Origin of the sequence: Picosynechococcus sp. PCC 73109 (assembly GCF_001521855.1) — a bacterium.
In the GTDB taxonomy this organism is placed as follows: Bacteria; Cyanobacteriota; Cyanobacteriia; order Cyanobacteriales; family MRBY01; genus MRBY01.
The window spans coordinates 1,863,081-1,888,207 of the sequence record NZ_CP013998.1 but is presented as its reverse complement, the minus strand read 5'-3'; the positions used below and the strand labels follow the sequence as shown (position 1 = coordinate 1,888,207).

At 49.3% G+C, this 25,127-nt stretch carries 25 protein-coding genes, 1 tRNA gene and 1 other RNA gene; 16 read left to right on the top strand and 11 right to left on the bottom strand.

The window, feature by feature from the left end; genetic code table 11:
- The first annotated feature begins 38 nt into the window (after positions 1-38).
- The 3 genes from AWQ23_RS09110 (at position 39) to sfsA (ending at position 2,207) form a co-directional block, all read left to right on the top strand.
- The gene (locus AWQ23_RS09110) at positions 39-680 is read left to right on the top strand and encodes a class I SAM-dependent methyltransferase (RefSeq protein ID WP_062434679.1); all 642 of its coding nucleotides are present in this window, start codon (positions 39-41) and stop codon (positions 678-680) included.
- Positions 681-840: 160 nt separating this feature from the next.
- The gene (locus AWQ23_RS09105; protein ID WP_062434677.1) at positions 841-1,419 is read left to right on the top strand and encodes a late competence development ComFB family protein; all 579 of its coding nucleotides are present in this window, start codon (positions 841-843) and stop codon (positions 1,417-1,419) included.
- A 29-nt stretch (positions 1,420-1,448) separates the two neighbouring features.
- Positions 1,449-2,207, top strand: coding sequence for a DNA/RNA nuclease SfsA (gene sfsA, locus AWQ23_RS09100; RefSeq protein WP_062434674.1), 759 nt, complete (start codon positions 1,449-1,451; stop codon positions 2,205-2,207).
- Positions 2,208-2,222: 15 nt separating this feature from the next.
- On the opposite strand, the gene AWQ23_RS09095 is transcribed toward sfsA, so the two are convergent.
- Together AWQ23_RS09095 and AWQ23_RS09090 are read right to left on the bottom strand one after the other, a co-directional pair.
- On the bottom strand, positions 2,223-3,926 hold the full coding sequence (locus tag AWQ23_RS09095; protein WP_062434671.1) for an NAD+ synthase: 1,704 nt from the start codon (positions 3,924-3,926) through the stop codon (positions 2,223-2,225).
- A gap of 22 nt (positions 3,927-3,948) precedes the next feature.
- On the bottom strand, positions 3,949-4,905 hold the full coding sequence (locus tag AWQ23_RS09090; RefSeq protein ID WP_062434668.1) for a class I SAM-dependent methyltransferase: 957 nt from the start codon (positions 4,903-4,905) through the stop codon (positions 3,949-3,951).
- A gap of 190 nt (positions 4,906-5,095) precedes the next feature.
- On the opposite strand from AWQ23_RS09090, the gene proB reads away from it, so the two are divergent.
- A complete protein-coding gene (proB, locus tag AWQ23_RS09085; RefSeq protein WP_012307393.1) occupies positions 5,096-6,220 on the top strand; it encodes a glutamate 5-kinase in 1,125 nt (374 codons plus the stop codon).
- 58 nt (positions 6,221-6,278) lie between these two features.
- The gene (locus AWQ23_RS09080; protein ID WP_062434665.1) at positions 6,279-6,869 is read left to right on the top strand and encodes a PAP/fibrillin family protein; all 591 of its coding nucleotides are present in this window, start codon (positions 6,279-6,281) and stop codon (positions 6,867-6,869) included.
- Positions 6,870-6,897: 28 nt separating this feature from the next.
- On the opposite strand, the gene ffs is transcribed toward AWQ23_RS09080, so the two are convergent.
- Together ffs and AWQ23_RS09070 are read right to left on the bottom strand one after the other, a co-directional pair.
- Positions 6,898-6,994: signal recognition particle sRNA small type (gene ffs, locus AWQ23_RS09075), an RNA gene on the bottom strand.
- A 37-nt stretch (positions 6,995-7,031) separates the two neighbouring features.
- The gene (locus AWQ23_RS09070; protein ID WP_062434662.1) at positions 7,032-7,499 is read right to left on the bottom strand and encodes a YidH family protein; all 468 of its coding nucleotides are present in this window, start codon (positions 7,497-7,499) and stop codon (positions 7,032-7,034) included.
- Between the two features lie 169 nt (positions 7,500-7,668).
- Here AWQ23_RS09070 and AWQ23_RS09065 point away from each other — a divergent pair.
- A tRNA-Met gene (locus AWQ23_RS09065) sits at positions 7,669-7,742 on the top strand.
- A 457-nt stretch (positions 7,743-8,199) separates the two neighbouring features.
- Positions 8,200-8,748 (top strand): hypothetical protein, encoded by a 549-nt coding sequence (locus AWQ23_RS16335; RefSeq protein WP_232308882.1) that lies wholly within the window; start codon positions 8,200-8,202, stop codon positions 8,746-8,748.
- Positions 8,749-8,755: 7 nt separating this feature from the next.
- Here the strand turns inward: AWQ23_RS16335 and AWQ23_RS09055 are convergent, their stop codons facing one another.
- Genes AWQ23_RS09055 through AWQ23_RS09045 form a run of 3 tightly spaced genes read right to left on the bottom strand, consistent with a single transcriptional unit; the run spans position 8,756 to position 11,724 of the window.
- Complete coding sequence (locus AWQ23_RS09055; RefSeq protein WP_062434659.1) at positions 8,756-10,297, bottom strand: NAD(P)/FAD-dependent oxidoreductase; 1,542 nt, start codon at positions 10,295-10,297, stop codon at positions 8,756-8,758.
- 44 nt (positions 10,298-10,341) lie between these two features.
- Positions 10,342-10,779, bottom strand: a complete 438-nt coding sequence (locus AWQ23_RS09050) for a DUF1493 family protein (protein ID WP_062434656.1) — start codon at positions 10,777-10,779, stop codon at positions 10,342-10,344.
- Between the two features lie 12 nt (positions 10,780-10,791).
- Entirely contained in the window at positions 10,792-11,724 is a 933-nt protein-coding gene (locus AWQ23_RS09045; protein WP_062436614.1) for an NAD-dependent epimerase/dehydratase family protein, read from the bottom strand.
- 208 nt (positions 11,725-11,932) lie between these two features.
- Here AWQ23_RS09045 and AWQ23_RS09040 point away from each other — a divergent pair, with 208 nt between their 5' ends.
- The 8 genes from AWQ23_RS09040 (at position 11,933) to AWQ23_RS09005 (ending at position 17,524) form a co-directional block, all read left to right on the top strand.
- A complete protein-coding gene (locus tag AWQ23_RS09040) occupies positions 11,933-12,112 on the top strand; it encodes a DUF3285 domain-containing protein (RefSeq protein ID WP_030007517.1) in 180 nt (59 codons plus the stop codon).
- 6 nt (positions 12,113-12,118) lie between these two features.
- Positions 12,119-12,610, top strand: a complete 492-nt coding sequence (gene ybeY, locus AWQ23_RS09035; RefSeq protein WP_030007516.1) for an rRNA maturation RNase YbeY — start codon at positions 12,119-12,121, stop codon at positions 12,608-12,610.
- Between the two features lie 25 nt (positions 12,611-12,635).
- Complete coding sequence (locus AWQ23_RS09030; protein WP_062434652.1) at positions 12,636-13,124, top strand: diacylglycerol kinase family protein; 489 nt, start codon at positions 12,636-12,638, stop codon at positions 13,122-13,124.
- 48 nt (positions 13,125-13,172) lie between these two features.
- Positions 13,173-13,787, top strand: coding sequence for an aminodeoxychorismate/anthranilate synthase component II (locus AWQ23_RS09025; RefSeq protein ID WP_062436612.1), 615 nt, complete (start codon positions 13,173-13,175; stop codon positions 13,785-13,787).
- A 22-nt stretch (positions 13,788-13,809) separates the two neighbouring features.
- Positions 13,810-14,634 (top strand): MBL fold metallo-hydrolase, encoded by an 825-nt coding sequence (locus AWQ23_RS09020; protein WP_030007513.1) that lies wholly within the window; start codon positions 13,810-13,812, stop codon positions 14,632-14,634.
- A gap of 168 nt (positions 14,635-14,802) precedes the next feature.
- Positions 14,803-15,120, top strand: a complete 318-nt coding sequence (locus AWQ23_RS09015; RefSeq protein ID WP_030007512.1) for a hypothetical protein — start codon at positions 14,803-14,805, stop codon at positions 15,118-15,120.
- Positions 15,121-15,489: 369 nt separating this feature from the next.
- Positions 15,490-17,013, top strand: a complete 1,524-nt coding sequence (gene psbB / locus AWQ23_RS09010; protein WP_012307371.1) for a photosystem II chlorophyll-binding protein CP47 — start codon at positions 15,490-15,492, stop codon at positions 17,011-17,013.
- Between the two features lie 202 nt (positions 17,014-17,215).
- On the top strand, positions 17,216-17,524 hold the full coding sequence (locus AWQ23_RS09005; protein ID WP_062434649.1) for a YkvA family protein: 309 nt from the start codon (positions 17,216-17,218) through the stop codon (positions 17,522-17,524).
- Here the strand turns inward: AWQ23_RS09005 and AWQ23_RS09000 are convergent.
- Both AWQ23_RS09000 and ileS read right to left on the bottom strand, forming a co-directional pair.
- The gene (locus AWQ23_RS09000; RefSeq protein ID WP_062434647.1) at positions 17,521-18,225 is read right to left on the bottom strand and encodes a diacylglycerol/polyprenol kinase family protein; all 705 of its coding nucleotides are present in this window, start codon (positions 18,223-18,225) and stop codon (positions 17,521-17,523) included. The two genes, AWQ23_RS09005 and AWQ23_RS09000, sit on opposite strands and share 4 nt — an antisense overlap.
- A 42-nt stretch (positions 18,226-18,267) precedes the next feature.
- Positions 18,268-21,159, bottom strand: coding sequence for an isoleucine--tRNA ligase (ileS, locus tag AWQ23_RS08995; protein WP_062434644.1), 2,892 nt, complete (start codon positions 21,157-21,159; stop codon positions 18,268-18,270).
- A gap of 154 nt (positions 21,160-21,313) precedes the next feature.
- On the opposite strand from ileS, the gene AWQ23_RS08990 reads away from it, so the two are divergent.
- Complete coding sequence (locus AWQ23_RS08990; protein ID WP_062434640.1) at positions 21,314-21,934, top strand: Uma2 family endonuclease; 621 nt, start codon at positions 21,314-21,316, stop codon at positions 21,932-21,934.
- Between the two features lie 127 nt (positions 21,935-22,061).
- Here the strand turns inward: AWQ23_RS08990 and AWQ23_RS08985 are convergent, their stop codons facing one another.
- Positions 22,062-23,576, bottom strand: coding sequence for an AAA family ATPase (locus tag AWQ23_RS08985; protein WP_062434638.1), 1,515 nt, complete (start codon positions 23,574-23,576; stop codon positions 22,062-22,064).
- A gap of 414 nt (positions 23,577-23,990) precedes the next feature.
- A protein-coding gene (locus tag AWQ23_RS15845) for an IS5 family transposase (protein WP_157072193.1) occupies positions 23,991-24,784 on the bottom strand; the annotation gives its coding sequence in 2 pieces (ribosomal slippage) (positions 23,991-24,448 and positions 24,448-24,784; 795 coding nt in all).
- Between the last annotated feature and the right edge of the window lie 343 nt (positions 24,785-25,127).

The following is a 25,127-nucleotide window of genomic DNA, read 5'->3' as shown; positions in this document are numbered from 1 at the left end:
GATCACTAATTTAACGTATTCTTTGCGCTGCATTTTCTATGATTCTTTCCCCTAGCCAACGGCAGAAGCTCGATTCTAGCGATGATCAGCTTTTCTACGATTACCCCCGGTTTGTGACCCACGTAGATGATGGCTTTATTGACCAGTTAACCCAACTCTATGGCACATTGTTGCAGCCCAATGATCGAGTTCTAGATTTGATGAGTAGTTGGGTCTCCCATTTGCCAGATTTCGTGTTTCGGGAGGTGGTCGGCCACGGAATGAACGCGGCAGAACTAGCAAAAAACCGTCGTCTAGATCGCTATTTTGTTCAAAACCTCAATGTCGATCCCAAATTACCCTTGGCCGATCAAAGCTTTGAGGCGGTTTTGGTGGCGGTGTCAGTGCAATATCTCCAATATCCAGAAGCGGTGTTTGCAGAAATTCAGCGGGTACTGACCCCAGGGGGAATTTGTATTGTTAGTTTTTCAAATCGGATGTTTTACCAAAAGGCGATCGCCGCTTGGCGGGACAGCACCGACGCCGAACATCTCCAGCTCGTGCAGTATTACTTTCAGCAAACCCCAGGCTTTGCCAAACCGACCGTGGTGACACAGCGGAGCGACCAACCCCTGCTGTTACAAATGCTGGGCCTGGGCCATCGGGATCCGTTCTATGCGGTTTCTGCCAGAAAGCAGTAAATGGGGAGCCGCAACAATTGTTAACTTAATCTGGGTCTGCAGGGAAAGCAAACTATAGTATTAAATGGGTACTTAGAGAAAAGTATTTTTTGCCCTTGTTTTCGCCAAAATCTGCAGTCTTTGCTAAAAAATCCCCCGTTGCTCTCCAGGGGCCATTATTATGAATCAGCCATCTGCGCCCTCACCAGGAAAGGGCAATCGCCGTGCTTACCAAAATATTATGGAAAACCTGGTGCACAAGGAAATCCATCGGCAACTCAAGCGCCTTCCACAGAAATTAGCTGAATATATTGATGTAGTGGAGGTGGCCACCTATGCTTTGAACCGGGTGCCTCCCCTCTATGCCTCCAGCGAACGGGGTAAAGAGCGCCAAGAAGAAAAAGGCGTTCTGGATCTCAAGCAACAAATTAGTATTGCGGTGCGCCAGGCGATCGCCGCTGTCCAACGGGATCCTTTGCGTTCTTCAACGCCCCTAGTGCCAGCCCAATATGCCCAATACGAAATCGCCGAAACCTGCCTACGGGACCTCGAAAAACTTCTACGGGATTCCTACCTCATCGAATCAGATGCCCCGGATATGGATTGGGATACCCTGAAAATCATTGTGGCCAAAGCCCTCAAAAAAGCAGCCACCCAGGGGATTGTGCACCGCCGCATTGAAGATGTGATCACAGAATGGGAATATCAAACCTACGTTCCCCCTGTCTTTGATTGGCAAGATCCCCATTACAAGTTTTAGGGGCGATCGCCAGCTTAATTTTTCCACCGATGACCGCGACCACACAGCCTTTTGTTTATCGTTATCCTGGATTGATCCCTGGCATCCTGCGGAAACGCTACAAACGTTTTCTAGCAGACATTGAATTGGCCTCCGGAGAAATCGTTACGGCCCATTGTCCCAATACGGGGCCGATGACGGGGATTTGTGAGTTGGGAGCGCCGGTGATGCTCTCAAAAAGTGATAATCCCAAGCGCAAACTAGCCTATACCTGGGAGATGATCCAGTTACCCACCCCAGAACCGACCTGGATCGGCGTCAATACAGCGTTACCTAACCGGGTGATCAAAGCGATGCTTTTGGCGAAGCAAATCCCTGAATTAGCCGACCATTACGACACGGTGCGACCGGAGGTGCGCTATGGCACAGAGAACAAAAGTCGCATTGATTTTCTGCTGACAGGGGAAGGGCGATCGCCTCTTTATGTGGAAGTTAAAAATACCACCTGGACAAAGGGAAAACTGGCGCTTTTCCCGGATACTGAAACCACCAGGGGCCAAAAGCACCTCCAAGAACTTATCGACATTGTGCCCGCAGCAAAAGCGGTGATGCTCTATTTCATCAACCGAGGCGATTGCACCCGGTTTGCCCCTGGGGATAGCAAAGACCCGAAATATGGAGAGCTATTCCGTCAGGCGATCGCCGCCGGCATTCAAATTCTTCCCTGTCGCTTTGCGGTTAGTCCAGAGGGCATTCGTTACTTGGGTTTAGCTCCCTGGGAATCAACTGAAATATCTGGGGTTGGTTAACGTTTGGGATCTGCTTTACCAGCGGCAGGCAATGGGCATCCGCCACCCCGTACCAAAGGCTCGATCGGTAATTTTCAAACCAGGGGCAGCTTGACGGCGCTTAAATTCGGCACGATGGAGGAGCTTTAAAACCTGGGCCACAGTATCGTGGTCATAGCCAGCGGCGTGGAGTTCTGGGGCCGATTGATTGCGGTGGATGACCCGTTTGAGGATCTCATCCAACACCGGATAGGGGGGCAGGGAGTCTTGATCCAATTGGTCGGGACGCAGTTCCGCACTAGGGGGTTTGGTAATAATTGCCGGGGGAATGAGTTCTCGGTCACGGTTTAACCATTTACAAAGGCTAAACACCCGCATTTTCGGGACGTCGGCGATCACCGCTAGGCCGCCATTCATATCGCCATAGAGGGTGCAATAACCCACCGCCATTTCGGACTTGTTGCCCGTTGACACCAAGAGATAACCAAACTTATTGGCGATCGCCATCAGCAGATTCCCCCGGATGCGGGACTGGAGATTTTCTTCGGCCACCCCAAATTCTGTGCCCGCAAATAAATCACCCAGCATCGTCTCAAAGGCTTGCATTGCTGGCTCAATGGGAATAATTTCGTGGCGAATCTGGAGATTTTCCACCAGGGCGATCGCATCACTGAGGGAATGTTCCGAACTGTAGGGGGAAGGCATCAGCACCCCCAGGACATTTTCTGCCCCCACCGCTGCAACGGCGATCGCCGCCACCAAGGCCGAGTCGATGCCACCACTCAAACCCAGGACAATTTTCGAGAAGCCACATTTACGGGCATAGTCCCGGAGACCCAACACCAGGGCCGCAAAAATTTCCGCCTCATCGGCATCATATTCGGGACTAATGGTTTGCTGAAAAGCAGCAGGTAAACCCTGGGGCAGTGATAGGGTTTGTTGGTCGGGGCTAAATTCCACCGCCAACAGGGACTCTTGAAAACTTGGCGATCGCCCAACCAGTTGTCCCTCTCGGTCAAAGGCCACACTCCCGCCGTCAAAAATCAAATCGTCATTCCCCCCCACTTGGTTCGCGTAGAGAATGGGGGTGCGGTAACGTTGGGCGCCATGGTGGAGCATCCCTTCCCGCAGGCGCTGTTTCCCGACGGTGTAAGGAGAAGCCGACAAGTTCACGATTAAATCGACCCCGGCCTCGGCCAATTGTTCGAGGGGATTAATTTCGTACTGGCGCTTGCCCCAAAAGGCTTGGTCATTCCAGAGATCTTCGCAGATGGTGACGCCAATTTTTAAAGGGGCGACCGTTGGGCTGGGATGGAGGAAAAACCAGTTGGACTGCTTGCCGGGTTCAAAATAGCGGTCTTCGTCGAACACATCGTAGGTGGGCAACAGTTGCTTATGGAAAATGTGCTGGACTTTCCCCTGGTCAATGAGAGCGATGCTGTTGTGGAGGGCTTTTTCCCCCTTGGCGATCGCCTCTGGGTTGGGGGTCGCCAAACCGACTAAAACGGCGAGGGTCGGCGGAATTTTTGCCGCCAGGGTCGTGAGCTGGGCCTGCATCCGCTCAATAAAATCCGCATGGAGCAAGAGATCCCGGGGCGGATACCCACAGAGGGACAGTTCCGGTGTGAGCAATAAGCGGACATTGGCGATCGCCGCTTCTTCTGCTGCGACCAGGATTCGCTCGGCATTACCAGTCAAGTCCCCGATGGTAGGGTTCAGTTGGGCGATCGCAATTTTCATTCGGCAAACATTTGGCAAACAATTAAAAGGGCTTGTGGGCAATGATCGTGCGGTGGCGCGGATCACTGGCGACGGTGGTGCGGTAATCAAAACCGACTTCCTTTAGTGTCGATTCTACATCAAAAGTATAATATTCGTCACTCCAAGGTTCTGTACTCTTCATCAACACAAACAAGGCTGGCGGTAAACCCTGAATCACCGGAGATTTCGGATTGTTATCGACGATCGCCAAACAACCTCCGGGCCGCAAAATGCGTCGGCATTCCTGGAAGATCTCACGGGTGGCCTGGTTGGGCAGTTCATGGAGGACAAATTGCAAGGTAATTAAATCGAATCGATCATCGGTAAACTCCGTCGTTTCCGCCTTGCCATGGCACCATTGCACCGCCTGATTTTTATCTTGAACCTTAGCCACCGCGAGCATATGGGGCGAAAGATCGAGGCCCGTTACCTCAACTGCTGGATTTTTGGCCTGGAGTCGCTCTAGAAGCGCAAAGGTCGAAATGCCCACGGAACAGCCGATATCAAGGGCTTGATCCACGTTCTGAGGCAAATATTGTTCAAGAACATCTAAAAAACTATTGCGGAGTCGGGCCTGGGCCACTTCTGGGGTGAGGGGTTCCGTTTTCCAAACCCGTAGGGCCATCGCTGCCGTCGCCGGGGCCGCCTCAAAGGCTGCTTGCCAACACAAATTCCCTTCGTTGTAGGCATGGAAGGGGACTCGGTAATAGTCGGGGTAGTCCAGGTGGGGGTTGGCGATGTCTTGGAAATATTGTTTGGCGGGGGATTGCTCTAATTCCTTCACAGTCTGCCGCCAGGGGACACCATTTTTTTCGGCGGTTTTAATCAGAACGCGTCGGGCCTGTTGTTTCATCAGAGCGTAGAGGGGCTTTGTTTGGATCAGACGGTTGACGAGGCGGGATAACCAGTCTTCCCCAGCCCAATCGGGTTTTTCTTTGGCGATCGCAGTGTGGGTCATGGATAACGTTGGGGACTTTTGTCAGCGGATGTAAAACACAGAAACTGGGTCTATTTTACCGCCATTGCTGAAATCCCTTGTTTTCTCTAACGGGAGACCAGAAGGATGCTGTGGACGTGGGGTAAGATTTTCGGCTCAAGGGAATTTTTGCTGAAATAATAGAAAAATTCACCTAGCCTCACAGTCTTCTATGCCCCAAACCATCGTCGTTAAAATTGGCACCTCTAGCCTCACAGATCCCAAGACAGGCATGTTGGCTTTGGCAACCATCGGTACCCTCGTGGAAACCTTGACTCGCCTCAAACAAAAGGGCCACCGGGTGATCCTCGTCTCCTCTGGGGCCGTGGGTGTGGGCTGTGGGGTGTTGAAACGTTCAGAACGTCCGAAAAAAATTGCCGAAAAACAGGCGATCGCCGCCGTGGGTCAAGGCCGCTTAATTCGCCTCTATGATGATCTATTTACCAGTCTGCAACAGGCGATCGCCCAGGTATTACTCACCCGTCGAGACCTCGTGGATCGCACTTCCTACCTGACCGTCCAGGAAGCCCTCAACGCGATGTTGGATCTCAGCGTGATCCCGATTGTGAACGAAAACGATACCGTTGCCGTCGATGAACTGAAATTCGGCGATAACGATACCCTCTCTGCCCTGGTCGCCAGCTTGGTGAATGCCGACTGGTTGGTGCTACTCACCGATGTGGATCGCCTCTATTCCGCTGACCCCAGACAAAATCCTGACGCCCGCCCTATTCCCCTGGTCAGTTCCAGCGAACTGTTTAACCTCCAAGTCGATGCTGGATCTAGCGGCTCCCAATGGGGGACAGGGGGCATGCAAACAAAGCTCACTGCTGCTCGCATTGCCACCAGCGCTGGCGTACGCACGGTGATTACCCAGGGCAAAACCCCCCAGAATCTCCTGAAAATTGTTGCTGGGGAAGATATCGGCACCCATTTTGAAGCCCAACCCCAGGCCGATAATGCCCGTAAACGTTGGATTGCCTATGGCCTTGTACCCCAGGGAATTCTCACCCTTGACGATGGCGCAACCCAGGCTCTCCTGAAAAATGGTCGTTCTCTCCTTGCGGCAGGTATTGTTGCCGTGGAAGGAGAATTTACCATTAACGACCCCGTAGAACTGAGAACCCAAACAGGTCAGGCGATCGCCAGAGGGTTAGTAAACTACAACCACCAAGATATTGAAAAAATTCAAGGGCAACATTCGACCCAAATTCGCCAAATTCTCGGCTACGGCAGCGCCGACACCGTGATTCACCGAGATAACTTGGCCCTGCTGATCGCCGCTGAAGGGATATGAGAAAATAATCTATGGCCTAAATTTCCTTAGACCTGCGCTGACCACTGCTCACCTTTCCATGAATCTAAAAACGAACCTCCTTGAAACCATTGCCGGAAAAAATCGTGGTCTGATTACCACTGAAGTAGACCGCGCCAATATTCTCACCATTATTGATCGCCTCGAAGACCAAAACCCGACCCCCAAGCCCCTAGAAGCGACAACCTTACTCGAAGGGGATTGGCGACTGATTTATACCACCAGCAAAGGCATCTTGGGGATCAATCGCTTTCCCCTTTTGCAGCTAGGGCAGGTTTACCAATGTGTGCGGCCACTCCAGCAAAAAATCTACAACATCGCCGAACTAGAGGGGATTCCTTTCCTTGAAGGCTTAGTGCTTGTGGAAGCCTCTTTCACTCCCGTCTCTGATCAGCGGGTGAATGTTTTCTTCAATCGCTACGTGATTGGCTCCCAGCGCCTAATGAACTACCGTTTTCCGAAAGGACTCGTCGAGCAAATGTTAGCCGGGAAAAAATTCTTTCCTGTTGATGTGGGAATTAACAGCAAAAATAATAATGGCTGGCTCGATATTACTTATCTCGATGAAGACTTGCGCATCGGTCGAGGCAATGAGGGCAGCGTGTTTGTCCTGAGCCGTGAAAAGTATTAACTGGTCGCCGCAATCTCTAAAAAAACTAAAAGACCCGGAGCCTACGCCTACCACGAGCATCCCGTATTGCTGCTACCTTCCGGTCCTGACAAGGTTTGGGCGTCGAAATCGCATAGATCCGAGTCATCTCAAAATATAACACAAAAGCTTTGCCCTTGGGAATTAGTGCCTAACGTGGCGCTTGATCGAATCGGAGACTCCAGGTAGGGCTTGGGAACGGGAAAAATCTTCCCGAGTCGGATCGGGTTTACTGCCGATCATTAAAATTAAACTCAGACCCCCCAAAACCATTGCCACCAGAGCCGTTGTCGTAATCATCCAACGATTGGGCTGATAATTTCCCTGCTCAATTTGGCGAAAATGCTGATGATAGTTCCACAAAGCCAAAGCAATGATCACAATGCCGGCGATCGCAAAAGCCCGACCAAGGGTTTCGGAGGAGGCCAGGTTCGGTAAGGGCAAATTACTTTGGGAGACTAAAGTTTCTTCAATTTGACGCACAAAAAAACCAAAACGGGCGATCGCAAAGCCAAAACCAATCAAGGCGATCGAGGTACGCAACCAAGCCAGAAAGGTGCGTTCGTTGGCTTGGTGTTCCCGCTGTCGGTCAATTTTTGGGAGTTGGGGCATAACGATTTCAGCAGTTTCCCGTATTGTATGGGGATTGGGCAAACTTCATTGCGATATTCGACTTTCCGTAGTTATTTTCAGCAAAATCTCAACACCTACCATTGTGGTAGTTTTTTTAGGAAAAGTCTTGACAACCACTATTGTGGTAGTTATTATTATTTACGGTTTTGGCTCGGTAGCTCAGCTGGTTAGAGCAGGGGACTCATAAGCCCAAGGTCGGCAGTTCAAATCTGCCTCGAGCCATATAAAAAAGGGAATATTTATTGGTAGATTGCTTCTCCATTCAAATCGAGATGGAAAGCCGTTTTTTATTGGTTTAAGATATAACCAATGGTAATCAAAGTAGTTTGAGAGAAAAATAAAGCTGTGACAAAGCCAGTGATTTTATTTTCACAACACGGCATGGGTGAAGGTAATCAAAAAATGCAAATCCTAGCCCAGAAAGTAGCTTCTGCAAATACCCAAATTATTACTCCTAATCTCAATTTTTTAACAACCTTTCTTAGTCTCAGTCCGCTGATAGAAAAAGTCGAAACTTCGGCTGCTGAAACCCTAAAAAAATTTCCTGGTTTATCCTTTAGGGTGATTGGATTTTCCCTTGGTGGGGTGTTGTGGGTTGAAGTTTTATCCCGAAACCCTGTTTGGCTGGATCGCTTAGAAGCTCTTGTCTTGTTGGGTTCACCAATTCGAGGGGCCTCCCTTGCCAGAACCGTCGATCCCTTTAGTTAGTTGGGGGCTTGGCATTGCCCAGGAGTTAGGGCGTAGTCGCCAGTATTTAGCAGAAAAAATCACTCAGACAGTACCGACTTTAGTGATTGCTGGCAGTTTAAACAATGGCGGTGATGGGGTAATTCCCATTGAATCCACAAAACTCAATTACACTCACTTTTATCAGCGGGATAATGTCCGCCACCAGGACTTAGTCATCGACCCAATAGTCAGTGAAAAGATTAAGGCGTTCTTCGCAAATCCCAGCTTGGCGATAACACAAAATTCTCGACTGACCCGCTTAATTGAACATTTTCAGCACGTGGAGGGGATGACTCCTGCCGATGAACGGGATTTCCCCAAGGCAAAAATTCAGCATACTTTTCCCGACGGCTTGACCCTACGGGAGTGGGTAAATCCGGTGGGCGTCAGACATATTTTCGTTGCCGATGTAGCGGGCCATTGCCAATTTTCTGGCTTTACGGGCTGGATCCATGACAAGGCACTCCAAAGGGCGATCACCATTGCCCAGACCCTTTAAGCACGCTTTAATCAGCAATCATCTGCAGAATTTGGAGATGTTGACCTAGGGGACTGAGGGTATTGGCGGCAATCATCCCAGACCCGGCCACCGCCGGAATGCCAATCCCCGGAAAAGTGGAATCTCCACAGCAGAAAAGTTGGGCGATGGGCGTTATGCAGCCCGGAAACTGTTCTTTCCCCGCTTTTAATTCGGGGCCATAGGTACCGCGATCGCGTCTGAGGAAACGACTATGAGTTAGGGGTGTACCAACAAGGGTTAATTCCGTGCGTTGACGAATATCGGGGATCACTTTTTCCAGAGCTTGCCACAAAACTTGGGAACGCTCTTCTTTGAAAGCAGCATATTCCGGGGAACGACGGTCTAGGTTTGCCCAGGGTGCATAGTCTTCAGTAGCAGGCAAATAAACGTGGATACTGTGTTTTTCTGGGGGCGCTAGGCTCGGATCCAGCAGTGAAGGAATCGAAACAGCGACCACATTTTGAGCCGCATCAACTCCCTTTTCCCAGTCATCAACGATGAGGTAATGGCACTCCACATCTTCAGGTAAATTGCTGCTGTCAATCCCTAAGTGAAGGTGCATAAAACTGCGACAGGGCTGCATTTTATCGGCTCGTTTCTGCAATTTTTGGGGAATATTTTGCGGCTCAATCAACTTGAGAGTATCCCAAACAGAAGCGTTAGAAACCACAGCGCGACGGGCTTGAATAATTTCACCGTTGCGCAGTTGAACTCCCGTGGCCTTGCCATTTTCAGTGAGGATTTTTTCCACATGGCTATTCAGGCGCAATTTGCCTCCAAATTTTTCGAGGCCCCGTACCAGAGCCGCCACGATCGCCCCACTGCCTCCCTGAGGATAATCTAAAATCACCTCCGGACGATACCAATCGGCGAACATAAAGGCCATCTCCGCGCAAATCGTACCGTTGGCGGGCAATCCAGAGAGCATAAAACAAAGCAAATCTAACCAGTTACGGATAAAGGGGTCAGTAATCACGCGATCCATCACCCAGCTAAAGGGGGCATTCAGTTGGGGAGTGTAGGGGAGATAAGGCAGGAGAGTTTTGGCATATTTACCGACGGTGCGGACAACACCAAGATCGTTACGAAAGGCCGCCAAAGGGAGTTTTGTCGCCGCTTCGCCGAGGGGACGCATGGTTTCCTGGAGCTGGCGCCATTGGGTGATCGCCTCAGCCTTACCGAGTTGGGTCAACATTTCACAAAAGCCATCGGCTCCCACCGCCGCGCGAAAATAACCTTCGGGTAAATGAACACCCCAGGCATCGTAGGTGAGCCATTGGCAATCTTCTTCGAGGAGATCAAGGACTTGGCGCAGGGGATTGGGGGAAGGGCTGTAGGAAAGGCCGGAATAAAGGGATGGCCCGGAGTCGAAGTGGTAGCCCTGTCGGGTAAAACTGTGGGCCGCACCACCGGCGATCGCATGACTTTCTAAGACCAAAACGTCATAACCATAGCGGGCCAAAAGACCCGCACAACAAAGCCCGCCAATGCCGCTACCAATGACGATTACCTCTGGATTTGCACTCATCTTCACATTTTCCCTAATACTGCTTCGACGTATGGTAAACGCCTTTAGATGAATTTTTCGATGAGGAGGGGCGCAAAACGATTCAGGATGTAGAAAAAGACGAGGAACAGAATAATTTTATTGACCACCATATCCCAACGTTTTTTCGGGAGGGTGTGGTCGGGATAGCTGAATTTCCAGCGGCGCTTGGTGGCCGCTTTTAATAAAATTTCTGGGGTGATGGGAATGCGTTCAACTCGTTCGTAGGGGGGCTTGATCAAAAATCCGCCAAGGTTAAGGCCCGCTTCGCCGTGGTGAAAATACCAAAGGTAGCCATCAAGATCGACTTTGAATTTCTGGGCGAATTTTTCCATAAAGGTGGCACAGTCATCGGCCAGGATGTCAAAGGTGCCAAAAAGATCGGTTGTTGCGTTGAGGCGATCGCCTTCTGTTTTGGGGAGTTCTGTTTGGATGAACTGATAAATATCGTCGAGGGTGGGCATGGGGTTTTTCCTCTACTGCTGGCTTAGGATCTGGTCATCAAGGCTAAAGTCAATAGCAGCCTTGTCTCGTTCGTTGGCAAGGTAATCATTTTGGAAGGAATCTTTTAAGCCACCCACCAGATCATATTTCGGTTGCCAATCCAGGTCATTTAGGGCCTTGTGAATATCCGCCATAAAGTGCTGGGCGCGGATCGGGAAAGCCTTCCGTTTGCCGAGGTCAAATTTTTTCGGGTCATAGTAAACCAGATCCACAGCCGCTGGATCTTTCCCGGCTGCTACCGCACAGGCTTTGACGAGTCCGGTAAAAGTGACAAAGCGATCGCCTGAGATATTGTAAATTTGCCCAATCGCTTTCGGATTATCTAGCACCGCTGCCATGGCCGTGGCGAGATCATAAACGTGACCAAATTGAGTAATCAGTTGTCCATCCCCAGGAATTGGGATCGGTCGATCGCGGACGATGCGGTCAAAGAACCAGGCTTCTAGATCGTTGTAATTTTTCGCGCCGTAAATGTAGGTGGGACGGATCGACGTCCAGGGCAAATCACTCTGGGCCAAATAAGCCTCCGTTTCGTGCTTCCCCTTGTGGCGACTGTTGGGATCAACGGGATCGGCTTCTTTGTGGGGCGGTTGGTCAGTGGGCAGATAAACGCCAGCGGAACTGACGTAGATAAAATGCTGCACTTTTCCAGCAAAAATTTCGGCGAGGGGCTGGGTATGGGCGAGTTCCCGGCCATTGTTATCAAAAATCGCGTCAAAGGTTTCGCCAGCCAGTTTTTCCTTCAGTTGCGCCGGATCTTGGCGATCGCCAATAATTTGCCCCACGCCCGTCGGTGCCGGATGATTGCCCCGGTTAAACAGCACTACTTCGTGGCCTGCCGCCAATAAAACTTGGGTGAGATAAACCCCAATAAACCGAGTACCACCAATAATTAAAATGCGCATAATTTTTTCCCAAACAGCGATCGCCTTAAGCATTCAGTGTATCGGATGGGGTTCCAGAACTGGAGCGACGTATCAGAAAAACTCGTCTCAAGGGGTTGGCTCTTTCCACCGTTATTTTTTGCAACAAACTGTTACATTAGAGAGGCATTTCTAAAGCAAATATTTTTAAAAATTCTGACCCGTTGCAATAAATTCTTCGTCCCGAACCATGTCTGAATCCCAAACTTCCCTCGACCAGGCCCCAGAAGCCACTGAACCTAAACCCAGCTATGTCAAGCTCGCCATGCGGAATATGGTGCGCAAAGGGGGTAAGTCCCTCTGGCATTTCTTCCTCACCACCGCTGGCCTGTTGGGGTTTTTCGTCACCATGGCCTACCTCACCCGTTAGATGGGGATGCAGCCCGTGCTTGAGTGTGAAATTTTTGTCGAAAATGCTTCTGGTTTAGAACTGCCTGAATTGGCGATCGCCCCTTGGGAAAACTACCTGGAGCAGTGGCTACCGGAATTAACAGCGGCTTTACCCCCAGCCGACGGTTACGAGTTAACCCTCCGCTTTACCACTGACGCCGAAATCCACAATCTCAATCACCAATATCGCCACAAAGACCAACCCACCGACGTCCTTTCCTTTGCGGCCCTCGAAGACAACTTTGCTAGCCCCTTACCCCCTGGGGAACCGCTCTATCTGGGAGACATCATTGTTTCAGTAGAAACGGCCCAACGCCAGGCCCAGGAACGGCAGCACAGCCTCCAAACGGAACTGGGTTGGTTGGTGAGCCATGGTTTATTGCACCTGCTGGGGTGGGATCATCCCGATGAAGCCCGGTTAATTGAAATGCTCGATCGTCAAGCCGTACTCTTGCGAAACGTTCAACTTATTCCATAATGGGGTGATTCTATTGAGGGAGAAGATGACACAACACAAAAAAATCCTCTCACCCCCCGACCGGGAACGGCGATCGCTAGCCTGGAAAGTGGCCCCTGACCTCCTCGCGAGCTTCCGTTACGCTTGGCAGGGCATTGTGTACGCCACCCGCACCCAGAGAAATTTTCGGATTCACTTAGCGATCGCGGTTTTTGTCTGGACAATGTGTTGGCTATTGTCCCTCAATTATCTAGAAACAGCGATCCTCACCGCCATGGTCGCCCTAGTGCTCGTCCTGGAGTTGCTCAATACAGCCCTCGAATCCGTGGTAGACCTCACGGTACAGCAGAGCTACCATGAGCTCGCAAAAATTGCCAAAGACTGCGCAGCGGCGGCGGTACTCATTGGGGCGATCGCCTCTGTAGCCATTGCCGGATTAATCGCTTGGCCCCACTTCCAAGCATTCCTAGAGCCTGCTATCTTAACCCCTGTAAAATCCTATTTTTTACCGCAAAAAATTTCCTTGTTTTCCTAGCTCAACCCCGTACAAATCCCCATCACTATCTAAAGGAGTGTGACCCCTTTGATCATCGTCATCGACAACTATGACAGTTTCACCTATAACCTTGTCCAATACCTCGGCGAATTAGGCAAAGAATTACCCGTGGCCCAGGACATCGAAGTGTATCGGAACGACAAAATTACCCTCGCTGAAATTCGTGCCAAACAACCTGCGGGCATCGTCATTTCGCCGGGGCCAGGCCGTCCAGAAGACGCGGGGATTTCCTTGGCGGTGATCAAAGAATTGGGCCAGGAACTTCCTATCCTTGGGGTTTGTCTGGGACACCAAAGCATCGGCCAGGTGTTTGGGGGCAAAATTATCGGTGCCGCAACCCTGATGCATGGCAAGATCTCCGTGATTCACCATGCCAACAAAGGGGTATTTGCTGGTTTAGAAAATCCATTCCCCGCCACCCGTTACCATAGCTTGGTGATCGACAAAAATAATTGTCCTGATTGTTTAGAGGTCACTGCTTGGGTGGATGACGGTACGATTATGGGCGTACAACATCGGGATTATCCCCATATCCAGGGGGTACAATTCCATCCCGAAAGTATCTTAACCACGGCAGGTAAACAGCTTTTGCGGAATTTCCTCGCTACTCTGTCGCCTGTACCGCTGCTTGTAACGAATTAGTGAGGGGCTCCCCGACATAACCATGAAACGTAGACAGTTTATTCAGACCGCAGGGATTAGTGCTTTTGGGGCGATCGCCGGCTTTTCCCTCCTGCAAAAAAACGCCGTCCAAGCCCAAACCGGCAACCTTGACATCGAATGGCTGGGCCACACCTGTTTTTCCGTCAGTGGTGCGGGGACTAAGGTTCTCATTAATCCCTTCCGTGCCCTCAGTTGTACCGCAGGTTATCGGGACACATTTCCCCAAGCAGACATTGTCCTGTTAAGTAGCCAACTGTTCGACGAAGGCTATACCGATGGTTTACCCGGAGACCCCAGGATTTTGTTCCAAGCCGGACAATATCCCGTGAATAACATCACCTTTGACGGCATTAGCCTCGCCCATGCCAACATCGAACGCTATCGGGGTTGGCGTTTCCCCCCCAACATTGCCTGGAGCTGGCGCCAGGGAGGCATTAGTCTCTTGCACCTCGGCGGCGCTGGTGAAGAAGTGGACATCGATGATTTTATTTTGACCGGGGGCAGCCCAGATATTCTGATGATCCCCGTTGGGGGCACCGACGCCGACCCACAGAATATTCCCCCCAAGGGTTACACCCCAGCCCAAGCGCTCCAAGCCCTAGAGTTGCTGCGTCCCAAGATTGTTATCCCGACCCACTATAAAACAACGGCCGGAGACGACACCTGTGGGCTCCAGTCCATTGAATCCTTTTTAAACTTAGTAGACCGTAACGAAATTAAGGTGACAACGGTGGCTTCCAATCGCCTCCAGGTCAATCGAGCGGCCCTTTCCCAAGCCAATTCAGAGATTAAAGTTTTAAGCGATCGCCCCCTGTTGCGGGCCTAGGCGGATCATCATTTTTCCTGTGATTGAACAACCTCCAAAATCCTTGGGGGTTTTTTGATCGCGATGGTAAAACCTAGAAAATATTTGCGATTTATTGACCCCACCCCTGGGTATAAAGGGCAATCGAGCCTATCATTTTGGACATTGATCTGCCCTAAATTCTCGCTTATGCAATATTTTTTTCTCACCGAAGGGTGGCACATTGGCCGCGTTTGGGAACCCGGTGGCCCCTGGGATATTCTGTCCTGGCGACGTCCCCCCAAGATTCAGCGCACCAACATCGCCATGGAAAATCAAGGGGAGCGCCTCTGGCTCTACCAAGTAGACGACCCGATCCTGATGCTGGAAGTTACCCCCGATCCCACGAAGGTCAAAACCGAGAACATCGGTCAAGTGATGATCAAACGCCTCATCACCCCCGAAGAGGCGATCGCCCAATTAAACCAAGCCAACACCCTCTACAAAGACCCAACTCCAAGCCATTAGCGCCATTACATTTCCCGTAATACGCTTGCCAAGCCCTCTAACAATAGTTACACTTCTTTAAACAATCTTCCCCCTAAACCCAGCACAAACCCTTTGTATCGTAGTTTAGAGAGAAGAAAAAAACGCTTAAGTCCTTGGGACAACTAGCAATAACAAAACAACTTTCTTGAGGATGCTTTGTAAACTTTTGTAAATTTTTCCGAGGAAGCTTTTATTAAAGTCTACGAAGACATTGCCGTCAAAAAGCCGTTTCAACTCAAAATCTTCCTATAGATTTGAAGTTGTTTTTCTCGGTTCAGACCAATCCTCGTTAATAATGAGAAAATATTTGGTCATAGTAGACACGATTGTTTAGGAGGAGAGTAGTCAATGGGACTACCTTGGTACCGCGTACATACAGTCGTCCTTAACGACCCAGGTCGTCTGATTTCTGTACACCTCATGCACACTGCGCTTGTCGCAGGTTGGGCTGGCTCAATGGCCCTCTATGAGCTAGCAATTTTCGATCCCAGTGATCCCGTCCTCAATCCCATGTGGCGGCAGGGCATGTTCGTACTGCCGTTCATGGCACGGCTAGGCGTAACCGGCTCCTGGAATGGCTGGGATATCACTGGTGCCGTAGGCACTAACCCCGGTTTTTGGTCCTTTGAAGGCGTCGCCGCAGCACACATCGTTCTGTCCGGTCTTCTGTTCCTCGCTGCCGTTTGGCACTGGGTTTATTGGGATCTCGATCTTTTTGTTGACTCCCGTACCGGTAAGCCTGCCCTAGACTTGCCGAAAATGTTTGGGATTCACCTGTTCCTATCTGGTCTTCTTTGCTTCGGCTTTGGAGCCTTTCACCTCAGCGGCGTCTGGGGGCCTGGAATGTGGGTTTCTGACCCCTATGGTGTAACGGGCCATGTCCAAGCCGTTGCCCCCGATTGGGGCCCCAGTGGATTTAACCCCTTTAACCCTGGCGGCGTTGTTGCCCACCACATTGCCGCTGGTATCGTTGGGATTATTGCTGGTCTTTTCCACCTCAGTGTCCGTCCCCCTGAGCGTCTGTATAAGGCACTCCGGATGGGTAATATTGAGACGGTTTTATCCAGCAGTATTGCAGCGGTATTTTTTGCCGCATTCGTCGTCGCTGGCACCATGTGGTACGGCAACGCTACCACCCCCATCGAACTTTTCGGCCCGACCCGTTATCAGTGGGACCAGGGTTATTTCCAAAACGAAATTCAGCGCCGTGTGGATGCTGAAATTGCGTCAGGGGCAACACCTGCAGAAGCTTGGAATACAATTCCTGAAAAACTTGCTTTTTATGACTATGTCGGTAACAGCCCCGCAAAAGGTGGTTTGTTCCGTACAGGGCCGATGGATCAAGGTGATGGCATTGCTCAGTCTTGGGCCGGCCACCCTGTCTTCAAAGATGCAGAAGGTCGTGAGCTTTTTGTTCGTCGGATGCCCAACTTCTTTGAAACCTTCCCTGTGGTCATGACCGATGCGGATGGCGTCCTCCGGGCTGATATTCCGTTCCGTCGTTCTGAGTCTAAGTTCTCCGTTGAACAGGCTGGGGTTACGGTTTCCTTCTTGGGTGGCGAACTCAATGGTCAAACCTTCACCGATGCTGCCACTGTCAGAAAATACGCCCGTCGTGCCCAGTTGGGTGAGCCTTTCGAGTTTGATACTGAAACCCTTGGTTCTGACGGTGTATTCCGGACGAGCCCCCGTGGTTGGTTCACTTTTGGTCACGCTGTATTTGCACTGCTGTTCTTCTTTGGTCACATTTGGCATGGTTCTCGGACGTTGTACCGTGACGTATTTGCCGGGGTTGACCCTGAACTGGCAGAAGAGCAAGTGGAATGGGGCTTCTTCCAGAAGGTTGGTGACAAGAGTACCCGTGCTAGCTAATTAAACACAGGTATCTATTGCATCGATCGGAAAGTTTTTTCCAATAATTCATTTTGAGGAGGTTGGGCATTTAAGCCTAGCCTCTTTTTTTTGGGGAAAATTAACTGGATTCGGGGGAGATGGTGGCGGTTTTCTACACTGGTTGCGAAAGAAGAGGATTCTGCAAAATTGAGGTATTCCCTGAATGAATTAAAAAAATATTATGTCGCTTTCTCCCAAGGCTCTTTATGATTGGTACCGCAACACCCTGCGCAATCCGAAATACCGGTGGTGGATTATTTTAGGCACTTTGGCATATTTGATCAGCCCCATTGATATTTCACCGGACTTTTTCCCTATTGCGGGTCAGATTGATGATGTGATGCTGGCGACATTGTTGATTGCAGAACTGTCCCAAATGGCCTTGGCCTTTTTCCAAGCCCGTCAAGAAAATTCCCAAGGGAAAACGACAACCCAGGAAGAAACGACGGCAACGGTAGATATCCCTTCGGTTTCGGTAGACGAGTCCTAGATCAAAGCTTGTATGAGTAAAAAGGCGATCGCCGCACTGCCGACGGGCACGAGAAAATTATCAATGCCAAACTGGGCAATGCTTTCGAGCAAGGTAGAACAAAGGGCAACAACGAGGGCGATCGCCGCTTTTTGCCAAAGCATGAGGTCAAAACCGAGAAATAATAAACCGCAAATCAAGAGACCCACCCCAAACATGGTGGCGGTGCCTTCGAGGCTTTTTTTGTTGCCAAGAATTTCGTAGGGATGTTGCCCCAATTGGCTACCGACCACGGCGGCCAGACCATCGCCCCAGGCCATCACCAAAATGCCGAGCACCGCAAACACAGGTTGCTGAATTGACCAAAACCACCAGATCAATACCCCCATACTGAGAGCATAGAAAAAGGTGCCGAGGCTCTGGCGACCAACGCTGTTCACGCTGGGTAAAATCGGCAGGAAGTAGGAAATCAGGGCAATTAAGCCTGCAATAAAGGCGGCAGCAATGCCAATTTCCATCGGAATATCAAACCACCAGGCGAGGAGAATGACATTACCACTGCCGATATGAACAATCTTGCGGGTCAGTTCTGGGCTTAGGTGATTTTTGCGGCTGAGACCTTCGGCGATCGCCAACAGCGCCCCCAGATAAGTGATAACCGTTCCCAGGGGCATCCGGAGGGCTGGGGAAAAGATTTCCGCGACGAGATGATTGACATCCATAAAAAATTAAGGGCAAGATTACTCCCACCCCTAAAGCACAACTTAGAAGTTACCAACTAGCGCCTCATTACAACGTTCACAAATGGTGGGATCCTCCGTAAAGGTGCCCACTTGTGTGGAGTAATTCCAACAGCGATCGCACTTGTGACCGTCCGCTTTGACCACGGCGATTTGGAGCTTACCATCAGCCAACTCCAGGGTGTCTTGGTACTGCTGGTCGTCGAGGGCTGCCGTCACAAATTCCACCTGGGAAACAAGGAGCAAATAGCGCAGTTCATCCACCCGTGGGGACTCACTCAAACTGTCGGCGGGATTTAGGGCCGCGAGCCAGTCTGTTAAGGCCCCATCCACATCGCGCATCAGAATTTTTGCTTCGAGGGAAGCACCAATTAACTTCTCGGTGCGGGCTTTTTCGAGAACGAGGTTCACGCCATTGCGGATTTTGCGCAGTTCTTCCCACCGTTGGAATAAAGTTTCGTCCGCTGCCCATTGGGGATCGAGTTGATACCAACCCGCGTTAAACACCGATTGATGCTCCGTTTCGTAGGGCAAGTTCTGCCAAATATCCTCCGCCATGTGACACAATACTGGGGCGATCGCCTTGGCTAGGGTTTCAAGGATAATCGCCATTACCGTTTGGCAACTGCGGCGACGGAGAGTATTCACATCGGAAATATACAGGCGATCCTTGGCAATATCGAGATAGAAATTCGAGAGATCCACCACACAAAAATTTTGCACCTTTTGGAAGAATTTAAAGAATTGAAATTCCTCAAAAGCTTCTGTAACTTCTGTAAAAACATTGTGGGTTTGATGCAAAATATATTTGTCTAATTCCGGTAAATCAGCATAGGGAACTGCATCTTTCGCCGGATCAAAATCATGGATGTTTCCTAATAAGAAACGGGCCGTGTTGCGAATTTTGCGATAAACATCCGCCAACTGCTTCAGAATTGTTTGGCCAATGGGTACATCTGAAGAGTAATCCACCGAGGAAACCCATAACCGCAGCACATCTGCACCATAGGGCGGTTCGGTTTTCTGATTCTTGCCGCCGTTGATAATAATATTGGGATCAACAACATTCCCCAGAGATTTACTCATTTTGTAGCCCTTTTCATCGAGCACAAAACCGTGGGTTAGTACCGTTTTATAGGGGGCCACATTATTGACAGCCACACTGGTTAAAAGACTCGACTGGAACCAACCCCGATGCTGGTCAGAACCTTCTAAATAAAGATCCACAGGGTAATTTAAACCGTCCCGCTGTTTGGCCACAGCCGCCCAGGAAGAACCCGAATCAAACCACACATCCATGGTATCGGTGCCCTTGCGGTAGGTACGGCCATTGTTGCGATATTCCTCCGGTAAAAGCTCTTCTACCGAACGTTTCCACCAGGCGTCAGATCCTTCTTTGGCAATGATTTCTCTAACGTGGTTAATGGTGGTTTCATTTAACAATGCTTCCCCGGTTTCCTCGTCGTAGAAAACAGGAATGGGGACGCCCCAATTGCGTTGCCGAGAAATACACCAATCACTGCGATCGCCCACCATGGCTGTGATCCGATTTTCCCCCTGGGCCGGAATCCACCGCACCCCCTTAATTGCTTTGAGGGCTTCATCGCGGAACCCTTCGACGGAGGCAAACCACTGTTCTGTGGCCCGGAAAATCGTCGGTTTTTTGGTGCGCCAATCGTAGGGATATTTGTGTTGGTAGGCTTCCTGTTTTAAAAGGGCGCGTTTTTCCGTTAAAGCCATGATAATGGCGTCATTGGCCCCGTTGAGGACATTTAAGCCCGCAAACTCCCCTGCTTCCTCGGTCAAAGTTCCTTCTGCATCCACAGGCGAAAGGATCGGCAAACCATATTTCTGGCCGGTGATGTAGTCTTCCTGGCCATGGCCTGGCGCAGTGTGAACGAGGCCCGTTCCAGATTCCGTTGTGATGTAATCGCCACCAGCGACCACCGGACTTTGGCGGTCATAGAGGGGATGCTGATAGGTGCAATGTTCGAGAATTTCCCCTTTAAAACTGGTTTTAATCGTTAAGGCAGCGTCAAAGGTTTTCGTTAAACTTGCCGCCAGATCCTTGGCCACCACTAAATATTTCTGAGCGCACAGGCTGCCATCGGTTTCAACAACAGCATATTCCAGGGCCGGGTTGATCGCCACAGCTAAGTTACCGGGCAATGTCCAAGGGGTGGTTGTCCAGATCGCCACGCCTAAACTGTCGGCAAATTCCCCTAAAACAGCTTTGGCTTCCGGGCTTAGATCTGTGATCGGAAAAGAGACGTAGATACTTTGGGAGGTATGGCCTTCAGGGTATTCGAGTTCTGCCTCGGCGAGGGCTGTTTGAGAACTCGGACTCCAATGGACAGGCTTTAGACCCCGATAGATATAGCCTTTGAGGGCCATATCCCCAAATACGCCGATTTGAGCCGCTTCATATTCTGGGGTGAGCGTTAGATAAGGGTTTTCCCAGTCGCCCCAAACGCCATACCGTTGAAATCCGGCTGCTTGGGCTTTTTGGGTTTTGAGGGCAAAGTCACGGGCTTTGTAGCGGAGTTTGAGGGGGGTGAGATTTTGCCGGGCATCGGCACTGAGGTTTTGCAGTACCTTTAATTCGATGGGTAAACCGTGACAATCCCAACCGGGGACATAGTGGGTTTTGTAGCCTTGTAAGAGCTTGTACTTATTGATGATGTCTTTCAGCACCTTGTTTAGGGCGTGGCCCATGTGGAGATCGCCGTTGGCATAGGGGGGGCCATCGTGCAGCGTAAAGAAGTCTTTGGGGTTATTTTGCGCTAAATCTTCGTAAATGCGGTTTTCTTGCCAGAATTTTTGGATTTCTGGCTCTTTTTGGGGAGCATTCGCCCGCATATTAAAGGTGGTTTTCGGCAAATTAACGGTATCTTTGTAGCTCTTTGCGTCTGTCACGGTGGCTGTGGTGGCTGATGTTTACAAATGTTTGCTATGGCTGATTTTAACTTGCCAGGGCTTGTCCCGTGAATCTCGGTGAAAAAAGGCGATCGCCAACGTCCTGGGATTCATTAAATAGAATGGAGAGTGATCGGCAAGCGGAGATCAAGTGATGCTGACGAAACAACGGGCGGATCGAGTTCTTCTGAGTAACATTAGCTGGGAACAATTCGAGAATATCCTGCGGGATCTGGGGGAAAGCCGTTCTAGTCGTGTGGCTTACTACGATGGAACTCTAGAAATTATGACGCCCCTGTCAGGGCATGAGTTTTACAAAGAAGCGATTAGTATCTCGATCAAAGATTGCGCTGACGAACTGGAAATTGATTATGAAAGCCTCGGCTCAACGACTTGGCGTAAACCAGCGGCAAAAGCGGGCCTAGAACCGGACAACTGTTTTTACTTCCAGCATGAGCCGTTAATCCGGGGGCAGTTGGACTATGATCTCGCTAAAGATCCGCCCCCCGATTTGGCTTTAGAAATTGAACTGACAAGCCGATCCCTCGAACGATTTCCGATCTATGGGCGGTTAGGGATACCGGAAATTTGGAGCTATGAGGACGGCAAAATTACAATTTACTTGCTTGACCAGGGAAAATACCGCGTTTCGGAAACGAGTCTAGCGCTGCCGCAAATTTCCGTGACGAAAATGATGACCTTAATCGAAGAAAATCGACCCCTAGGCCGTCGGGCGATCCGCCGCGCCATTCGAGAGTGGGCGAAAACCCTGTAATCCTTAAACCATCCATTTGAAGGGTGATCGACAGGATACTTTCTTGCCTTGTGCTCTGTAGTGTTAACGATCAAGCTATGCTTCGTTTGCGCCGCACAGCGTAGTTTGCGTCCGTACGAGCGCCTTGTTATGTTCCTCTTACATTGAAAATAGGGCCGAGCAAGGCACGCAAATTTCCAATAGCATCACCATATTTATACTTAGTGTATATTTTGTATAGAGTTCGACGAATTTGTATTTCATCGATCCCAGTGATTTGATTCATGTTTTCAACCATATAACTAATTTTTTTCTTGGCCAGATCGCGTGGGTTTTGACTTTGAAGCGCTTGGTAGTCCGCAGTCTGAATAATTCGGCCTATGTTGATGGCGTGCCCAGGAAAGCTATTTCTTATTTCTTGCCTCATATGTTGTCCCTCAATCATATCAACGAGCCCGACTTCAGGTGTACACGGTAAGTAATTCAATATCTCTTCAGATCTGTTAAAAAGATCTAAAAGCCGATGATCGTTGCGGTGTTGAGCAGACTGAAGCGATTCAGTCTTAACGTCTTCATCTAGGAAAGCATACCTACGAACGTAGTTAGGGAATATTTGTGACGAGCCATTTACAAACTCCAAAACCTGAACAAAACCACCCACTGGTGCAATTTTGCAAAGAGGCTGATAGTTTATGTCTGGATTAGCTATTGCTAAATACTCTTGAATCATCTGTTCAAGTAGTAGCTTTGCCTGCTTGTCTTCAACAAAAAACACGAAATCGGCACCTAACTCATCATCAAAAGCAATATCTCCAAGTATCTGTGCAGGATAGGGGTTTCTGATTACTTCAATTCTGTTTTCGCCCATGTTTACTAGATGAATAAGGTTTCGCCTTCCTGCAGATTTTACAATTGACGCGGAGTGAGTAGAAAAAATGACCGTAGTGTTCTTGTCGTGACTTACGCTGCGCAATTTTTCGAGTAATCGAACCTGCGCTTGAGGGTGTAAAGCCATTTCGATTTCATCAATTAGAACTAGGCCGTCGTTTTGTATCTCAGATATGCGTTTGGCAAGTCTAAGAATACAAAGCTCACCAAGACTAAAACTTTTTTCAGAATAGTATTTATATGCGTACCCCCGACCAGGGCGATAAGGAATCAAGAATGCTTCGTTTCCTCGACCTCTACGGGTATTTACGAATTTTAAATTATTCCATTTATTGTCCGCTAAAACAGTGACTAAAAATTCCTTTATATCGTCACTCGCGTCTCTTAGTCGGTTGGGTGCTATCTCATCAGCAAAAGGTTCAATTCGTTCAGAATTGGCTTCAATGTAAGATACTGTAGAATATGGAAAATTGCCCAATATTGTGGAATTAGCTCTGGGACTTGCCCGCCAACGCTGGCCGCCGTATCTATACGTTACAGATTGACCATTGATCTCATAATTTATTGATGCGTCATCATACAAGTCAACCCTATCAGCTAATGGGCTTGTTCTGAAAAACTTCTGGAAAGCATAGGAGTTTCTAATACGATAAAGTGTCGCTAACATAGTAGATTTACCAGTCCCGTTTAGCCCGGTAAGAATCCACACGCCGCCAGATGGGATCTCAAAATCGAGACTCCTTATTCCTTTCACATTCTCGATTTTTATTCTCATGTTTTCCTAAACATAACGGCTTAATTCAACCGCTGAAAGAGTTTTTTTACTCTGTTGCCTAAAAACTTATTTTCAGTCGGTTGCAATGTCTTGTCCGAGAGACAGCACAACTAATCAACTAGGTTTTGTTATTATCCAGCTAATTAAATCATCTTCTATAGTAACTTTGTTTCGCTATCTCTTGAACTAGTGATTATGCGGAAAAAGTTTATCCAAAATACCTCATAGTACTTTTATTTGGAATAATTTCGTATAAACCCCCTACTAGGGATGTTATGCAGACGACATCCATATAAGGTGGTTATCCAGATATTGTACAGACTTTGTTTCCATCATAAATAATAACCTCTGCATAAGCTTCTGGATCTTTTTCGGGGAGTGATTAGCCTTAGAGGCCATTTATAAAGTAAATCTTTAGGATGTTAGCCGACGTAACATCAGACGACTCATGGAAGCATAAATCCCTGCCTCCGACACTTCTGATAATTGCTCATAGTCTTTACTAAGGCGACGATAATAATTCAACCAACCAAATGTACGTTCAACAATCCAACGCTTCGGGAGTACCATGAATTCTTTACTGTTTCTGCTAATCACTTCCACCTTTGCTTGCACCATTAACCAAAGACTTAAGGCAAAGCGTCCTCCTCGATATCCAGCATCTACCCACATCAACCGCAATCGCTTCAACATCTGCTGTTGCTGCTCCCTTAGCTCCATCACTGCAGCAAGGGCAAAGGTTCGTTCTGAGCTATTTCCCTCGGAGACCATCACTTTGTAAAGTAACCCTAAACTATCGACTAGCAAGTTTCTCCGTCTTCCTTTGACCTGTTTCCCGCCATCGAAGCCATAGACATCGCCCTTTTTTCTGTTGTCTTGACCGATTGGCTATCGGCAATCAGGACGCTAGGTTCTGGGGTTTTCCCCACTGCTTGACGGCAGCGAGTCCGCAAAGCATGGTTGATGTTTTCCCAAACTCCCTGCCTCTGCCATTTGCGATAGTAGTAGTACACCGTGGAGGAGGGAGGAAAGTCCTTGGGCAGATAGGCCCATTGACAACCGGTTTTGAGGAGATAGAAAATCCCATTGCAGACCTGTCGCATATCAGTAGTACGTGGATGACCGCCGGACTTTGGAGCAGGAATCAAGGGTTCTAGTAAAGCCCATTCTGCATCGGTCAGGTCACTGGGGTAAGAAGCTTGAGACATTGGTGCTATTCTCCTGTGTCGTTACGCTTATGCTTGACCTTAACGACTTCACGGGCAACAATCCTGTTCTCTTTATCTTTACTTTATAAACACCCTCTTAGCATAGTGACCCTGGCACTGGGATTGATCAGAGCAAAAAGGCAATTTTTGATTTTAGGGTCATTCTTGAACATAGACTATTGAGAGGTTGGGCCACCCGCTGTGCCATTCGAGAGTGGACGAAAACCCTCCAGACCAAGCCAAAGATTGCTAATCATTGAGGACTGTTACGTTTCAGTAAAGGAAAGGAGGCGATCGCCTAAACTATTCAGAAGCAATTTTTCATCTGGATTTTATTTTTGCC

What these genes read in the sequence shown, in the direction of transcription:
- AWQ23_RS09110 (WP_062434679.1), top strand. Translation starts at nt 39, where the DNA reads ATGATTCTTTCCCCTAGCCAACGGCAGAAGCTCGATTCTAGCGATGAT.
- AWQ23_RS09105 (WP_062434677.1), top strand. Translation starts at nt 841, where the DNA reads ATGAATCAGCCATCTGCGCCCTCACCAGGAAAGGGCAATCGCCGTGCT.
- sfsA (WP_062434674.1), top strand. Translation starts at nt 1,449, where the DNA reads ATGACCGCGACCACACAGCCTTTTGTTTATCGTTATCCTGGATTGATC.
- AWQ23_RS09095 (WP_062434671.1), bottom strand. Translation starts at nt 3,926, where the DNA reads ATGAAAATTGCGATCGCCCAACTGAACCCTACCATCGGGGACTTGACT.
- AWQ23_RS09090 (WP_062434668.1), bottom strand. Translation starts at nt 4,905, where the DNA reads ATGACCCACACTGCGATCGCCAAAGAAAAACCCGATTGGGCTGGGGAA.
- proB (WP_012307393.1), top strand. Translation starts at nt 5,096, where the DNA reads ATGCCCCAAACCATCGTCGTTAAAATTGGCACCTCTAGCCTCACAGAT.
- AWQ23_RS09080 (WP_062434665.1), top strand. Translation starts at nt 6,279, where the DNA reads ATGAATCTAAAAACGAACCTCCTTGAAACCATTGCCGGAAAAAATCGT.
- AWQ23_RS09070 (WP_062434662.1), bottom strand. Translation starts at nt 7,499, where the DNA reads ATGCCCCAACTCCCAAAAATTGACCGACAGCGGGAACACCAAGCCAAC.
- AWQ23_RS09055 (WP_062434659.1), bottom strand. Translation starts at nt 10,297, where the DNA reads ATGAGTGCAAATCCAGAGGTAATCGTCATTGGTAGCGGCATTGGCGGG.
- AWQ23_RS09050 (WP_062434656.1), bottom strand. Translation starts at nt 10,779, where the DNA reads ATGCCCACCCTCGACGATATTTATCAGTTCATCCAAACAGAACTCCCC.
- AWQ23_RS09045 (WP_062436614.1), bottom strand. Translation starts at nt 11,724, where the DNA reads ATGCGCATTTTAATTATTGGTGGTACTCGGTTTATTGGGGTTTATCTC.
- AWQ23_RS09040 (WP_030007517.1), top strand. Translation starts at nt 11,933, where the DNA reads ATGTCTGAATCCCAAACTTCCCTCGACCAGGCCCCAGAAGCCACTGAA.
- ybeY (WP_030007516.1), top strand. Translation starts at nt 12,119, where the DNA reads ATGCAGCCCGTGCTTGAGTGTGAAATTTTTGTCGAAAATGCTTCTGGT.
- AWQ23_RS09030 (WP_062434652.1), top strand. Translation starts at nt 12,636, where the DNA reads ATGACACAACACAAAAAAATCCTCTCACCCCCCGACCGGGAACGGCGA.
- AWQ23_RS09020 (WP_030007513.1), top strand. Translation starts at nt 13,810, where the DNA reads ATGAAACGTAGACAGTTTATTCAGACCGCAGGGATTAGTGCTTTTGGG.
- AWQ23_RS09015 (WP_030007512.1), top strand. Translation starts at nt 14,803, where the DNA reads ATGCAATATTTTTTTCTCACCGAAGGGTGGCACATTGGCCGCGTTTGG.
- psbB (WP_012307371.1), top strand. Translation starts at nt 15,490, where the DNA reads ATGGGACTACCTTGGTACCGCGTACATACAGTCGTCCTTAACGACCCA.
- AWQ23_RS09005 (WP_062434649.1), top strand. Translation starts at nt 17,216, where the DNA reads ATGTCGCTTTCTCCCAAGGCTCTTTATGATTGGTACCGCAACACCCTG.
- AWQ23_RS09000 (WP_062434647.1), bottom strand. Translation starts at nt 18,225, where the DNA reads ATGGATGTCAATCATCTCGTCGCGGAAATCTTTTCCCCAGCCCTCCGG.
- AWQ23_RS08990 (WP_062434640.1), top strand. Translation starts at nt 21,314, where the DNA reads ATGCTGACGAAACAACGGGCGGATCGAGTTCTTCTGAGTAACATTAGC.
- AWQ23_RS08985 (WP_062434638.1), bottom strand. Translation starts at nt 23,576, where the DNA reads ATGAGAATAAAAATCGAGAATGTGAAAGGAATAAGGAGTCTCGATTTT.